Origin of the sequence: Xanthomonas sp. WHRI 10204, assembly GCF_040202875.1 — a bacterium.
In the GTDB taxonomy this organism is placed as follows: Bacteria; Pseudomonadota; Gammaproteobacteria; order Xanthomonadales; family Xanthomonadaceae; genus Xanthomonas.
Window position 1 is genome coordinate 204,258 of record NZ_JBEGDW010000004.1, and the last position, 14,994, is coordinate 219,251.

Below are 14,994 nucleotides of genomic sequence, written 5' to 3' on the forward strand. Positions count from 1 at the left end.
CCGACCGATAAGGACGGCGCCGCAGGCGCGGCAGCCGTCCTGGATGTTTACAACTAACCGTTTACAGCTGGCCGTTGATGACCGGCAGCATGTCGTGGAACGTGCGGCCGGAGCAGGACTCGCCGATGGCATGCAGCTTCCAGTCGTTTTCATGGCGATACAGCTTGGCCATCAGCTGGGCAGTGTGATTGCCCTGGCACGACAGGTTGTAGCGTGCGACTTCCTTGTTGCCGTTGGCATCCACCAGGCGGCAGAACGCGTTTTCGATTTCCGCAAAACTCTGGCCGGTGAAGCTGTTGACGATGAACACCAGGCTCTTGATTCCGGTCGGAATCTTGTCCAACTGCACGACGATCTGCTCGTCGTCGCCATCGCCATCACCGGTGCGGTTGTCGCCGGTATGTCGAACGCTGCCGTCACGCGAGTCCAATTGCTGGAACCAGATCTGGTCGACCAGCTGATTGGCATCGTTGAACATCAGGCACGAGGCGTCCAGATCGATCGACTGGTCACGCTGGCCAAACCCCAAGAACCCCTTGGTCTTCTTTGCATCCCAACCCAGCCCCATGACCACCTTGGTCAGCTGTGCGCCGCCTTCCTTGCTCAGCGAGATCCGCTGTCCCTTGCTCAAACTAACGCTCATTGCAGTCTCCTTGAGTCATCACCGAGCCGGGCCCGGTGTGAAGGTGGCCGCGCGAATCTGCATTCGCGCGGCCACTGATGATCCATCTTCGTGGCCGCTGCGCCAACGCAGCGACCCATGCGGAATCAACCGATGTTGACGCCGTACTGTGCAGCAAGCGGACCCAGGCCACCCTTGAAACCCTGGCCAACCGCACGGAACTTCCAGTCGGTGCCATTGCGGTACAGCTCGCCGAAAATCATCGCCGTTTCGGTGGAGCCGTCTTCGGTCAGGTCGTAGCGCGCCAGTTCCTTGTTGTCGGCCTTGTTGACGACGCGGATGTACGCGTTGCCCACCATGCCGAACGACTGGCGACGGCCTTCGGCCTCGTGGATGGTGACTGCAAAAGACACTTTGTCGACAGCGGCGGGGACGCCGTTGAGCGCGACAGTGATCTGCTCGTCATCGCCTTCGCCGGCGCCGGAGCGGTTGTCGCCCTGATGCACGACCGAACCGTCCGCGGAGGTCTTGTTGTTGTAGAAGATGAAGCTGCTGTCGTCGGGCACCTTGCCGTCCGGCTTGAGCAGGAATGCACTGGCATCCAGATCGAATTCGCTACCGTCGGTGGCGCGCGGATCCCAGCCCAGGCCCACAACCACTTCGCTCAGGCCAGGTGCCTCCTTGCTGAGATTGACGTTACCGCCCTTGGAAAGACTGACGCTCATACTGAACTCCTTAGATTTACGGGGTAAGAATCAGAACCTTGCGGTTCCTGGGAAACGCGGGTGATCGTCCACGGACACACGGCAGCGCCCGCCGGACGCGACAAACCGGCTACTTGCGAGCGGCTCTCCATTCAAAACCAAAGCCGAACCGTTGATCCATCGTGTCGTGCCCGGTGAAATATTCCACCTGTTTGGTTGCACGAAGGGTGCCGTTGCTATTTTCGAGCAGGGCAATGGCGCACATGCCGTCGCGATTGTTCGGGCTGTCCAGGCGCGCTTCCAGCTCAGGTTGGCCCGGGGTACGGATGGTCACCACGCCATTGGCGTTGGACCAATTGGGGGTGCCCTCGTAGATAAAGGCGAAGATCAACACGCGCTTGATGCGCGACCACTCATCGCCATTGAGGTGCAGGAATTCGCCTTGACCGGAGCTGCCGCTGCGATCGTCGCCCATGAGCTTGACGTACGGCATCTGCGCCAGGCTGCCGAAGTTGCCGCCCAGCGCCTGGATGACCGTCTTGTCTCCGTCCTGCATTTCCACCATCGCGCCAAGATCCAGATCGATGGCACGCGAAAACAGGCCACCACCGCGACTCCAGCGCAAGTTGACCGCAATCTCACCAAACTTGCCTGACGCTTTCTCCAGTGCGACCGGCTTGGATTTCTCCAGCACGATCTTGGACAGATTTACCGGCGGCGGCGGGGCGACCGGCACAGGCGGCGGCACAGCTGGAGGTACAGGTGCAGGTGCAGACGTGTTGGTGGTAGTGGTAGTGGTAGTGGTCGCGTCCGGATCGTCAGCCACATCCACGCCGAAATGCTTTGCCAGCGGGCCCAGCCCCCCGGTAAATCCCTGCCCCACCGCGCGCAGCTTCCACTGGCCGTTGCGCCGATAGAACTCGGCCAGGATCAACGCCGTCTCTGCCATGCCGACCAGCGGCGGGGCAAAGCTGCAGGCCTGGCCACCGCCCGTCACCTCCAGGGTCAGATGCTGCAGCTGCGCAAAGCGCTGCGCACGCCGTATCCCCTGATCGATGGTGATCGCAACGGCCACGCGCTCGACCGCTGCCGGTAATGCCGACAGCTGCACGCTCACCCGCCGCGCGGCGGCATCGAGCGTGACTGCGCCTGCCTGAAAGCTCGGCTGCCCATAGAAAACGAAAGCGCTGTCATCGATGACCTGGCCCTGGGCGTTCAGGACGAACGCGCTGACGTCCAGGTCCATGCCGGAAGGCGCGCCAGCGACCATGATCTGCGCGTCGAGGCGGTCGCCCTCAAGGGCGATGTTCTGTCCGATCTGTAGATTCGTCACTGCCCCTCCCTGGCCTGTCTACGCTGTACCGCTACACCGGCGCAGCCGGTGTGCAATCCGCAGGTCGAAAGAGTGACCTGCCCCGCAGGTCTAGTCAACCGCAGCGGCATTGGCTCCCGCGTCGGCCTGGACCAGTTGCACATGCAGCAGGCGCCCACCCTCCGCGCGCGACAGCAGCAGCTGCCGCCCCTGCGTCAGCTCCACCTTCTCGCCGATGGGGACCAGCATGCCGCCGGACGCATCGTAGAGCTCGGGCATCGCCTCATTGACCAGATACCAGCGCTGCTCGTGCAGCACGAAGTAGCCCACGCGTCGCCGTTGCTCGAGGGCCAGCTTTTCATTGGGCGCGACATGTCGATTGACATGCCAGGGAAACAGGGACTGACCTGTGTACACCACCAAACGATGATTTTCCGGCCGGAACTGACCGGGCGTGTGCGTGGAGAAATATAGATCCAGCACCGGCAACGCATTGGGATAGGGCGTGGAGCAGAACGGACAGCGCGGCCGCGACGTGTTGTCGAAGACATACCACCCCTGCTCGCACCGGGCATTGGTGCATGGCTGCAGCAGATCGACGGTGCGCACCAGCGCGTCTTCCCACTCCGAGGCCTGCGGCCGCTGCTGCGGATCACGCAGCCCGACAGTAAAGGCGCGCAGAAACAGCGGCGACAGGTAGGGGCCTGTCAGCGTATACGGGCGCGTGGCGGTATCGGCCCAAGGCAGTTCGCTGCTGCGCACATCGCTCAACCGCACCCGATTGGACGCATCCTGCGGATCCTCCACAAACAGCGCGCGTTCGCCCATCGCCAACTCTTCGTCGCGCGTGGCATCCGGGTCGTGCACCTTGCCGCCACGCAATGGATGGCGATACAGCAGGTACATGTAAATCAGGGTGGCCAGCGCATGCAGATCGGTCTGGATGCAGGGCAGGCTCCGCTGCGGGTCGTGCTTGGGCAGGCTGGCGGTAGCGACGACCTCCGGCGCAATGAAGTCCGGCGTCCCGACCACATCCGGCGGATATTTCCCTGGCACCACCAGCCCATCGATGTCGATGATGCAGGCGTTGCCGCCAACCGGATCGACCAGCACGTTCTTGTAGGACAGATCGGAATGCGCAAGCCCGGCCATATGCAGGCGGCGGACTGCGCGGGCAATCAGCAGGCAGATGCGCAGGTGGCTGGCCCAGCTCCCCAGTTCGCGCGGATCCAGATACTTGCTGCGATTATTGGCAGAGGCAAACCACTTGCCTTCTTTCTCGCGGCCGACGATCTGCAGCACATCGCCATTGCGCGAGCCATGTTCGAAGAAGAAATGCCGCGCGTACATCGGCGCAACCAGGCCGAAGCGGCCATTCCATTCCAGGGTACGTTGCGGCCAACAGAACATGCCGCTCCAGTACTCGCCACCAACCTGATTAAAAATACCGTCGCGGAAACGGCCAACGATATTGGCAATCCGCTCGCGCACGTTGGCATCGGGCGGCTGGCGAAAGAACAGCACCACATAGCTGCCGTCCACGCTGAAATAGCAATCCTTCAGCCCGCCACTGCCGCGCAGCTGGTCGTAGAACTCGACAGCGCTGCCATCGTGAGCGGTGGTCCGGATGATGGCAGCGCTCATTGCACCCGCTCCGTCTGAATCATCAACAAGGTCCGATCGTCATGCTCGCCCGGGCACCAAAAGCCGAGATAGTCCACCAGCGCGTCCAACCAGCGTGCACTGCCCTGCTCAGCGTGCAGCTGCGGCGCAATATCGGTCTGCCACCAGTGCTGCCACTGCGCAGGGTCCTGCAGGGCACGCTCGGTGCCGAACTTGGGATCGGACACCCCGTCACTCATCAGGATCACCTTCGCGCCTGCGGGCAGCCACACACAGCGCAAGCGCGCCTGCACGGCCGCCTGCGGATCGCCGGCTAACGCATCGGAAAGGAAAAACCGGGTTTGACCGGAGTACTCACCGGCGTCGGCATGCCCGAGCAACTGCACTTGGCCAGTGGCAGCGTCGTAGGCTGCCGCGGCGCCATCGCCGATCCAGTAGCTGAGGACCAGCAGCTGCGCGCCGCAGGGCCGCACGGCGGTCAGCATCAGCGTCGAGGCCAGTGCACTTTCATCGACACCAAGCAAGTTGGCGTGTTGGACCAGTGCCTGGTTGGCCGAGACCAGGCTGGCGCACACGGCCTGCAACAGACGTGGTTGCAGCCGGGGCAGGACCTCGGCGTGCTGCGGCCACTGCAGCGCCTGGTTGTGCGCCCAGCATTCGATGCCATCCAGGTGCGCCGCCAGCGTGGTGACGGCATGCCGGGTCAGCAGCTCCGAGCCGCGTCGCGACAGCGGCGCCGACCCGGCGCCGTCTGCCACCGCGCAGACCAGCCAGCGTGCATCTCGGTCGGTGGCAATGGCGAAATCGTCTTCGCGGAAGCTGGCCGTATTGGCGTGTGACCGCCCGCGCACACTGGCGGCGACCACCTGCGCGCCAGCAATCTGCGCGTACGCCGTTGCGGTATGCGGTTTACGCAGACCCAAGGCCGCATCCGGCTCGCGCTGCTTCCACAGCGCGCGCGGGTCTGGATTGACCAGCAGGCTGGCCACCCCGGCATGCACTGGGCCGCCCCATGCGGCGTCGACCGCCACGAACCGCGCCGCAAAATGCATTTCTTCACCGGTCGCCGTGGCGGTGCTCGGCACACCGGACAGGACGCCGTCCGCGGCGTCGAAGCGCAAGCCGCTTCCCTGAAGGCCCTCCACGGCCACCAGGCGGTATTGAAGTTGGGGCCGCTGCGGATCGCTGACCGGCGTGGCTTGAGCGCGATACGGCGTGCCCGCAGTGGCGTTGGCAAATCGCCACCGCAGCGCCGTTGTGGCTGCGGTGGTGGCGGGCGCCACGAAGAGCGCATCGACCGCCACGCCAGTAGCCGACGCCGGTACTGCAGGAGCATCCATCTCGCCCAGCGTGATCGACTCGATCGGGGTCTGCCCGGCTTGACTCGGTACTGTTGCAACCTGCGTCGCGGCAGTCGGGGAGGGAGCGGGCGGGGGCGTGGATGCCAACGCGCCTGCCAGCGGCGGCGCCATGCGCAAGACGGTGGCGTCGAGCCAATGCAGCAACTCCAGCACCGGCGCTTCCTGCAGCAGCTGCCGGAGCCGGGCCGGTTCCGGCGCAACGCCATGCTGACGGAGGTAGCTGCCAAGCACCTCGGCCAGGGCGGCCTGCGCCTGTGCGCGCGCCGGTGGCGCAGGTGGTGGCAATGGCGACATCAGCTAGCCCCGTGCACGCGAGATTTCGACCGATTCCCCATCGGCGAAACAGCCGAAATAGGCGCGTTGCTTGCACCATGGGCAGGTCTGCTCCCCTTCCCCGGCAACGCAGAACGTATTGCCGCAGGAACACATCGCAAATCCGATCCGGTTTCCGCAATGCGGGCAACTTGGCGTGCCGAAGATCTGGTCCGACTCCACCGTGGCGAAGTTGGGCGCCTCCGACGACATCTCGAAATAACTGTTCTTGACCGGGTAGCAGCCCACCAGCCGATACGTGGTGGCACTGAGTTGCGCGCTGCCGACATCGAAGGATTGATGCATGGGCTCGTAGCGCGAGATATACGGCAATTCGCTACGCTGGCACTTTGACACGAAGTAGGCGTTGGACTCGTCGACGCGCTCCATCGGCTTGTCCAGATTGAGCTTCTTCAGGATCGACACATCGGCGTCAGGCAGCTGCTCTTCCTTGGCCACATCGCCCACGCTGCGGCTACGTGCCTGTACCGATTGCGTGACCCAGGCGATGAAGCGCTGGAACGCACCGTCGCTGCTGTCATCGAGCGTCAGCACCTTGTCGGCATCGGTGAACTGGCTGAGCACTCCCAGGTCGGCATTGCGCCCGATCGAGACCGCCACCAAGGAGACGCGGCTGGCGTAGTGCTGCTGCCAGCGCGACAGTGCCGGCGCGATATCGTCGGTTGGCTTGCCATCGGTGATCAGGAAGGCGATCGGCTTCCAGTCGCCCTTGCGCTCAGGGCTGTTGCGGCGCACTGAGGCGTCTACCTCGTCCATCAGGTAGTTCATCGCCCGGCCCAGCGAGGTCCCACCGCCCGCCGGCAGGCTGGGCACGACCACGCTCGTCAGTTCGGTCAGTGGAAGCAACCGGCGCACCTGGCCGGCGAAGGCGATGATCGAAATCCACGCCGTTTCCAGCGCGTGCGGATCGGTCCGTAACGTCGCCACGATATGCGACAGGCCTTCTTCGAGCCGATACAGGTTTTCCCCGATCATTGACTCGGAGACGTCGAGCAGGAAATAGATCGGAAGGCGACGCATCTCAAACTCCGCAACGAAGACAGCGACTCAACAACACGGCAACTGCGCTTACAGCACCAGCTGGATTTCGCTCGGCGGCGGCGGCAGCGCCGTGCTCTCCGGGGTGCCCTGGCTCCGGCTGCCACCGCTGACCGCTGCCGACACCCACTTGAAGAAGCTGGTGAACGACGCGCTGTCCAGCGTATCCAGCGCAAACACATTGGCGGTGAACATGGACAGGTACGTCGACTTGGCCTTGGGCCCCGCCGCACAGGCGATGATGTTGGCGAAGTTGCGCTTGCGCAGTTCGGGAATCTGTTCTTCGAACACCTGCAGATCGGTGGGACTGCCATCGGTCATCACAAACAGCAGCGGCGCCCAATCGCCCTTGGCGTCTTCGCTGGAACGACGCACTTCCAGATCCACACGCTCGCAGACATGCTCCAGCGCCTTGCCGAGCATGGTGGGACCCGAATCGGGCGTGGTGATTTCCGGCAATTGCAACTGGTCCAGCGGCGTCAGCGGCAGGATGGTCTTCACGTCCGCGTCGAAGGTCATCAAGCAGATGTGCACGCTCTCCAGGGCCGATGGATCCTGCCGCAGCGAGGTCACCAGGGCACGCAGCCCGACATTGACCGCAGCGATCGGCTCGCCGCGCATGGATCCGGAGGTATCGAGCAATAGATAGACGGGCAAACGACGCATGACTTCACCTGATAAAGGAAATGCGGGGAAAAGGCGGCTTTATCGTGTCAGACACGCTGGCCAGACATGCGGCAGGCGCAGCGCGCTGCCGGCCAGGCCGGCGTCGCGCGACGCTGTGGACCTGGCCGTACCAGCGTCGTTCCCTGCCGAACGCAGCGAACGACAGTCGGCTACGCGCTGTCGCCAGCCAGATGCCGCTTGCGGTAGCGGATCGATGACCACACCGATGCTGCGATGAAAGCCACACCGATCAGGCCGGTCAGCACTTCCGGCACATGCTGCACCGTGCCGATGAGCATGATGATCGCCAGCACGCCGATAGCGTAGTGCGCGCCGTGCTCCAGGAATACGAACTCGTCCAACGTGCCCTTGTGCACCAGATAGACCGTCATCGAGCGCACGAACATCGCGCCGATCGCCAGGCCCAGCATGATGATGACCACGTCACGGGTAATCGCGAACGCGCCGATCACGCCATCGAAGGAGAAGGACGCATCCAGCACTTCCAGGTACAAGAACGCAGCCACGCCCGAGCGCTTGGCGACGCTGACCCCGTTTTCGTCCTCTTCGGATTCGAACAGCGCATCCACGCTATCGACCAGCAGGTACAGCAGGATGCCGCCCATGCCGGCAAACAGCACGCTCTGGAAGATGTCCTGCGGCAGGAACAGCTTGGTCCCCAGCAGCACGGCGACGGCGACGATGACGGCCATGGCGTCCGCCTTGCCCAGCTTGCCGACCAGCCGCTCAACCGGACCCAACCAGTGCAGCTCGCGGTCGCGATCGAACAGGAAGTTGAGGAATACCAGCAGCAGGAACATGCCACCGAACGCCGCAATGGACGGATAGTGGTCGGTCAGGACCTGGCTGTATTTGTCCGGCTCGTTGAGCGCCAGATCGATCACCGGCATCAAGCCCATGCCGGTCGCCACCGACACGATCACGATGGGAAACACCAGGCGCATGCCGAACACGGCAATCAGGATGCCGACGGTCAAAAACAGCTTCCGCCAGAATTCGCTCATGTGCTTGAGCACACCGGCGTTAACCACCGCATTGTCGAAGGACAGCGAGACTTCGAGCACGCTCAGCACGGCGCACAGCCACAACGCCTGCCACATCCCCATGCTCGAGTTATGGCCCCACCACGCCGCGACGCCCAGACAGAGCGCGGTGATGACAAACGACATTCTAAAATCACGAAACATTGAAACTCCCGATAGTGCTGAGACGAAAACGAGCGGTCACGACCTTGGTACGCAGGCAATACCTACGCGTTTCAGGACGGAGCGAGCAAAAAAGGGGGGGAAGGCCATCTGCCAACGCGTCGCGCCACACCACTGTCTGGCTCCGACCGTCGTGTGGCGGCAAATCGCGCTCCGATGACGCCGTGCGCGTGCACATCTGGCACTGCGGCAAGGGTGAAGCGCGTCGACCGATCATCGCCTTCCAACATGACATCGTCCATGAAATCGGAATCGGCTGCGGGTGGAATCCCGTGCAGCAGGAGTCTACGGCCATTCCCAGCCCAGTACCAGCAAGGCTCCGCCCGCTGCCCGCGCCTCAGCCGGCCACCGGCAGTGTCACCGCCATCAGGGTCGCATCGTCCGGATCCGGGCGTACGCCAAAGCCCAGGCTCTGGCACATCGCCAGCATGGTGCGGTTCTCGCGCAGCACCTGGCCTTCGATCTGCTTCAGGCCCAGCCAGCGTGCGTACTCGATCATGATGCGCATCAGCTGCCAGCCGATGCCGTGGCCCTTGAGGTCGGAGCGGATCAGGATGCCGTACTCGCCACGCTCGTAATCGGCGTCGGCATGCAGGCGCACCGCGCCAAGCATGTCGCCGGTCTTGGGGTCGATGGCCACCAGCGCGATCGAGCGCGCGTAATCGAGCTGGGTCAGGCGGGCGATGAATTCGTGGCTGAAATGCTTGACCGACTGGAAGAACCGCAACCGCAGGTCTTCGTCGGTGACCCGCGCAAAGAAGGCGCGGAACAGCGCATCGTCTTCCGGGCGTACCGGGCGCACCAGCGCGTGGGTGCCATCGCCAAGCGCGATCTGGCGCTCCCATTCCTTCGGGTACGGGAAGATCGCAAAACGCGGATGGCCGCGGCCCTTATGCAACTTGCGCGCCGGCGCCACCGCCACGCGGGCGTCCAGCGCGATCACGCCATCGCGGTCGGCCAGTAGCGGGTTGATATCCAGCTCGGTAATTTCCGGGATGTCGGCCGCCAGCTGCGCCAGCTTGACCAGCACCAGCGCCACGGCGCGCTCGTCGGCGGCCGGCACGTCGCGGTAGGCCTTGAGGATGCGCGAGACGCGGGTGCGGCCGATCAGCTCGTGGGCCAGGCGCAAATCCAGCGGTGGCAACGCGAGTTCGCGGTCGTTGATCACCTCCACTGCGGTACCGCCACGGCCGAACACGATCGCCGGGCCAAACACTGGGTCGTCGGCAATGCCGGCGATCAACTCGCGCGCCTTGGGCCGCAGCACGGTGGGCTGCACGATCACCCCTTCGATGACCGCGTTCGGTAGCGCGGCGCGGGCACGCGCCAGGATGCCGGCCGCCGCCTCGCGCACCGCCGCCACGCTGGACAGGTTCAGGCGCACGCCATCCACGTCGGACTTGTGCGCGATGTCGCCAGACAACACCTTCAAGGTGACCGTGCGCCCCATTGCCAGCAGCGGGTCGGCCAGCAAGGCGGCCTCGTTGGCGGTGGTGGCCACCTGCAACGGCACGATCGGGATGCCGTAGGCGGCCAGCAGCCGATTGGTGGCCACCGGGTCCAGCCAACGCCGGCCCGCAGCCAAGGCTTCATCGACCACCGCACGCGCGATGCCGGCATCCACCACGAAATCTTCCGGCAGGCTGGGCGGGGTTTCCATCAGCGCCGCCTGCGCCTCGCGGTAACGCACCAGGTGGGTGAAGCCGCGCACCGCATCCGATTCGGTGGCGTAGGTGGGCACGCGCGCGGCGTTGAGCGCGGCGATCGCCGCGTCGTCCTGGCCCAGCCACACCGCGAACACCGGCTTGTCGCGCTGATAGCGGTTGCGTTGCTCCAGCGCGCGGGTCAGCGCCTTGGCCGCGTCGGCCGAGGAAGTGAATGCGGTGGGCACGTTGACCACCAGCAGCGCGTCGTTTTCGGGGTCGTCCAGCAGCGCTTCGATCGCCGCGGCATAGCGCGCGCCATCGGCGTCGACAATGATGTCCACCGGGTTGCTGCGCGACCACCCTTCCGGCAGCGACTGGTCCAGCCGCTCCAGGGTCTTGGCCGACAACTCGGCCAACGTGCCGCCACGCAGCACCAACTGGTCCACCGCCAGCTGCCCCACCCCGCCGCCATTGCTCAGGATGGCCAGACGCCGGCCCGGGAAGCTGCCGAGCCGGCCCAGCGTTTCGGCCGCGGCGAACAACTCGTCCAATGCGCCGACGCGCAGCAACCCGGCACGCGCGAACGCGGCGCCATACACCGCATCCGAGCCGGCCAGCGCCTGCGCGTGGGTATCGGCATTGGGATTGATGCGGAACTGCCGGCCGGATTTGACCACCACCACCGGCTTGGCGCGTGCGGCCGCACGCGCGGCCGACATGAACTTGCGCGCATCGCCGATGCGTTCGACGTAGAGCAGGATCGCGCGGGTGCGGTAGTCGGTGGCGAAGTAATCGAGCAGATCGCCGAAGTCCACATCCAGCGTATCGCCCAGCGACACCACCGCCGAGAACCCGACCGAACGCGCCACGCCCCACTCCACCAAGGCAGCGGCAATGGCGCTGGATTCGGAGATCAGCGCCAGATCGCCGGCCTGTGGGCAGTGCGCGGCGATGCTGGCATTGAGCCGCGCATGCGGGGCGATCACGCCCAGGCAATGCGGGCCGAGGATGCGCATGCCCTTGGCGCGGGCGGCCGCTTCCATGCGTGCGGCCGGCGAGCCAGGACCACGGCCCAAACCGGCGGTGAGGATGATCGCTGCTGCCACCCCGCGCCGCGCCGCGATGGAGACGATGCGCGGCACGATGCGCGCCGGCGCGGTGATCACTACCAGGTCCGGCACCCACGGCAGATCGGTCAAGCGCGCCACCGTGCGCACGCCATCGATCTCGCTATAGCGCGGGCTCACCCAACCGATCTGCCCGGGGAAGCCGGCCGCGCGCAGATTGCGCACCACCGCCCGCCCGGCCGAGCGATCGCGCGGACTGCCACCCACCACCGCAACGGTGCTGGGGCGGAAGACCTGTTGCAGGTGATAGGTACTCATTGTGCGGGGGAGAACACTGCCATCGCGCTACGGTACACGCACTGATGGATCCAGGCATGGGCGTGCTGTGCAGCACGCGTGTGCCAAGCCTAGGGACCTACCGCAACCGGGGGTGCGCTACAGGCGTTGCCACATCCGGCGATCCGCCATGCTGCTGATCTGATGCGCCAGGGACGAAGTCATCGATATCCGTGCGCGCAGCGCGCAGACATCACCCTCTGGGTCCACCTAGACACGTCCCACATAGAGACAGGCCTGGCGACTGCTCGCCAGGCCTGTATCGCCCTGTCTTACAACAACGTGCCGCTCAAGATCGCCGCCGCAATGCTGAAATAAATCACCAGCCCGGTGACATCCACCAGCGTGGCCACGAACGGTGCCGAGGCGCTGGCCGGGTCGAAGCCGAAGCGTTGCAGCACGAATGGCAGCATCGAACCGGACAGCGAGCCGAAGGTGACGATGCCGATCAGCGCCGCACCGATGGTCAACGCCACCATCTGCCAGTGCGGGCCATAGTCGTACAGGCCGGCGGTTTGCCAGATGGCGATGCGCACGATCGCCAGCACGCCCAGAATCGCGCCCAGGGTCAGCCCGGTGGGCAGCTCGCGCAGCGCCACTTTCCACCAGTCGCCCAGGCGGATTTCGCGCAGCGCCAGCGAACGGATCAGCAGCGAAGTGGCCTGCGAACCGGAGTTGCCGCCCGAGCTCATGATCAACGGAATGAACAAGGTCAGCACCACCGCCTTGGACAACTCGTCCTCGAAGTGCTGCATGGCGCTGGCGGTGAGCATTTCGCCCAGAAACAGCACGCTCAACCAACCGGCGCGCTTCTTGATCATCTGGCCAAACCCAATGTGCATGTAGGGCTTGTCCAGCGCTTCCATGCCGCCGAACTTGTGTACGTCTTCGGTGGATTCGGCGATCAATGCGTCGAGCACATCGTCCACGGTGACGATGCCCAGCACATGCCCGCGCGCATCCACCACCGGGATCGCGAGCAGGTCGTGGCGGCGGATCAGGCGCGCCACTTCTTCCTGGTCCAGCGCCGGGTCCACGGTGACCGGCGGATTGACCTGCGCCACGTCCAGGATCGGTGCCTCCGGCGCGCCGGTGATCAGCCGGCGCATGGTGACCACCTGCTGCAGCACGCGGGTCTGCGGGTCGAGCAGATAGATGGCGTAGACGGTCTCGCGGCTGCGCTCCACTTCGCGGATGTGCTGCAAGGTGCGGCCCACTGTCCAGTCGGACGACACCGCCACGAATTCGGTGGTCATCAACGCACCGGCAGTGTTGGGCGGGTAGCGCATCAGCGCCTGGATCGACAGCCGCGCTTCGGCACTGAGCAACCACAGCAGCGGCTGGCGCTGCTCGGCATCCAGGCCATGGAAGATATCGGTGGCGCGGTCGTCAGCCATCTGCCCGAGCAGCGATGCGGCCTGCTCGGCTGGCAGCAGGGCGACCAGTGCGCTGGCATCGCGCAGCTCGGGTTGTTCGAGCAACTTCACCGCACGCGGCGGCGGCAACGCGGCCAGCACATGTGCCGCATCGTCGCGATCGAGCGTGTTGAGATATTCCACCGCATCGGCCGTGTTGAGCTCGGCCAGAGGTGCGATCAAGGCATCGACGCCTTGGGCAAGGCGCAGGGTTTCGTTGTACATGGTGGTTCGCCTGGTGACGACCGTCGTCGATGACAGCCGGCGAACCTGAGCCTCAGGCGCGCGCCAGCTGGGTCATCGACCCGGGTCTAGGGTGACTGTCGCTGGACATGAGTAAAGGCTCCGAAAGGTGCGCACCGACCGGTGATCCGGGCGGCGGCGCGGCGCAGTCTGCGCGCCTGCGCTCGCTTGGTCAATCCTTCGCAGCCGCCCCGCTTCACCGGGCGTCCAGCATGCCGAGCCTGCACTGCACGTCGCTGGCGCAGGCCATGCCGCTCACCCCGCCGACAACGCGCGACTGACGCTGCGCAAGAGGCGAGCACGCGGAGGTGGCATCGGCGTGGCACCTCCGCGCGGGGTGCAGGCATTCACCTGCACCCCTGTCGCCGCGATGCGCCCAGCCGCGCCAAGAGATCGTGCTGGTCGGAGCGAATCCACCGGCCGTCGCAAACCTGTGGTGTGCGGCACAGCAATCGGTACAGTCCGCTTCTTGGCACAGCCAACCCACCGCACATTTTCGTGGAAGGGCGCGCGCCATCGCGTCCCTCCGCTCCCGTCGCTGCTCAGGAATCACCAATGCCGTCTTCTATGTCGTTTTTGTTACGCCGTCTCCGCCCGGTGTGCCTGTGTGCCGCCGCGGGCTGGGTCACGGTCGGCATGGCGCAAACCACGCTGCCTGCAACGTCCCCCGTGGAGGCGCACGAGACCCCCCAACACGTCGGACATGAGTGGGGCTATACCGGTCCGGAGGGCGCCGAGCACTGGGCCGAACTGGCCAAGGAAAACGTGCTGTGCGGCAACGGCCAACAGAACAGCCCGATCGATCTGAAAGGCGCGCTCGACGCCAACCTCGGTAAGCTGGAGCTGGACTACAGCGCCGTGCCGCTGGCGGTGCGCAACACCGGTCATTCCATCCAGCTGGAGTTACATGACGGCGGCACCATGGTCATCGGCGGCAAGCAGTACACCGCGTTGCAGCTGCATTTCCATCACCCGAGCGAGCACCTGTTGAACGGACGGCGCTTCCCGATGGAGGCGCACATCGTGCACCAGGGCCCGGATGGAACCCTGGGCGTGCTGGCGATCTTCTTCGAAACCGGCAAGGCCAATCCTGCCTTCCAGCGGGTGCTGGATGCCATGCCCAAAGACAAGAACCAGACCCGGCAGGTCGCCAACGCCTCGGTGCGGGCCAGCGATTTCCTTCCGCCCAAGCAGCAACGCCGCTTCTATCGCTACGAAGGCTCGCTGACCACCCCGCCGTGCAGCGAAACGGTGGACTGGGTGGTGCTCGAGCAGCCGGTGCAGGTTTCCGAAGAGCAGATCAACGCCTTCGAGCGCGTCTACCCATTCAACGCTCGTCCGCTGCAGCCGCTGGATCGACGCTTCCTGCTCAAGAGCCACTGAACGCAGCCAACCGAGCGCA

The 14,994-nt window shown here is 64.9% G+C and carries 11 protein-coding genes; 1 reads left to right on the top strand and 10 read right to left on the bottom strand.

Annotation, left to right across the window (positions count from 1 at the left end; all coding sequences use genetic code 11):
• Nucleotides 1-61: 61 nt before the first annotated feature.
• From ABQZ00_RS21160 to mgtE, 10 genes are all read right to left on the bottom strand, one after another.
• Nucleotides 62-643 carry a TerD family protein gene (locus ABQZ00_RS21160; protein WP_115514216.1) on the bottom strand — a complete coding sequence of 194 codons (582 nt, stop codon included), beginning with the start codon at nucleotides 641-643 and terminating at the stop codon, nucleotides 62-64.
• A gap of 125 nt (nucleotides 644-768) precedes the next feature.
• Nucleotides 769-1,347 carry a TerD family protein gene (locus ABQZ00_RS21165; RefSeq protein WP_115514217.1) on the bottom strand — a complete coding sequence of 193 codons (579 nt, stop codon included), beginning with the start codon at nucleotides 1,345-1,347 and terminating at the stop codon, nucleotides 769-771.
• A gap of 109 nt (nucleotides 1,348-1,456) precedes the next feature.
• Complete coding sequence (locus ABQZ00_RS21170; RefSeq protein ID WP_323538981.1) at nucleotides 1,457-2,659, bottom strand: TerD family protein; 1,203 nt, start codon at nucleotides 2,657-2,659, stop codon at nucleotides 1,457-1,459.
• 90 nt (nucleotides 2,660-2,749) lie between these two features.
• Nucleotides 2,750-4,282: a helix-hairpin-helix domain-containing protein gene (locus tag ABQZ00_RS21175; RefSeq protein ID WP_323518129.1), complete on the bottom strand. Its 1,533-nt coding sequence runs from the start codon at nucleotides 4,280-4,282 to the stop codon at nucleotides 2,750-2,752.
• Nucleotides 4,279-5,916, bottom strand: coding sequence for a protein phosphatase 2C domain-containing protein (locus ABQZ00_RS21180; protein WP_323538982.1), 1,638 nt, complete (start codon nucleotides 5,914-5,916; stop codon nucleotides 4,279-4,281). The genes ABQZ00_RS21175 and ABQZ00_RS21180 overlap by 4 nt, the downstream gene beginning before the upstream one ends.
• 3 nt (nucleotides 5,917-5,919) lie before the next feature.
• A complete protein-coding gene (locus tag ABQZ00_RS21185) occupies nucleotides 5,920-6,975 on the bottom strand; it encodes a TerY-C metal binding domain-containing protein (protein WP_115514221.1) in 1,056 nt (351 codons plus the stop codon).
• Nucleotides 6,976-7,023: 48 nt separating this feature from the next.
• A complete protein-coding gene (locus ABQZ00_RS21190; protein WP_115554883.1) occupies nucleotides 7,024-7,659 on the bottom strand; it encodes a vWA domain-containing protein in 636 nt (211 codons plus the stop codon).
• A 170-nt stretch (nucleotides 7,660-7,829) separates the two neighbouring features.
• Nucleotides 7,830-8,867 (bottom strand): DUF475 domain-containing protein, encoded by a 1,038-nt coding sequence (locus ABQZ00_RS21195; protein ID WP_115514222.1) that lies wholly within the window; start codon nucleotides 8,865-8,867, stop codon nucleotides 7,830-7,832.
• Nucleotides 8,868-9,222: 355 nt separating this feature from the next.
• Nucleotides 9,223-11,916, bottom strand: a complete 2,694-nt coding sequence (locus tag ABQZ00_RS21200) for a bifunctional acetate--CoA ligase family protein/GNAT family N-acetyltransferase (RefSeq protein ID WP_323518131.1) — start codon at nucleotides 11,914-11,916, stop codon at nucleotides 9,223-9,225.
• A 290-nt stretch (nucleotides 11,917-12,206) separates the two neighbouring features.
• Nucleotides 12,207-13,574: a magnesium transporter gene (gene mgtE / locus ABQZ00_RS21205; protein ID WP_323538983.1), complete on the bottom strand. Its 1,368-nt coding sequence runs from the start codon at nucleotides 13,572-13,574 to the stop codon at nucleotides 12,207-12,209.
• 573 nt (nucleotides 13,575-14,147) lie between these two features.
• Here mgtE and ABQZ00_RS21210 point away from each other — a divergent pair.
• A complete protein-coding gene (locus ABQZ00_RS21210) occupies nucleotides 14,148-14,975 on the top strand; it encodes a carbonic anhydrase (RefSeq protein WP_323538984.1) in 828 nt (275 codons plus the stop codon).
• The last annotated feature ends 19 nt before the right edge of the window (nucleotides 14,976-14,994 follow it).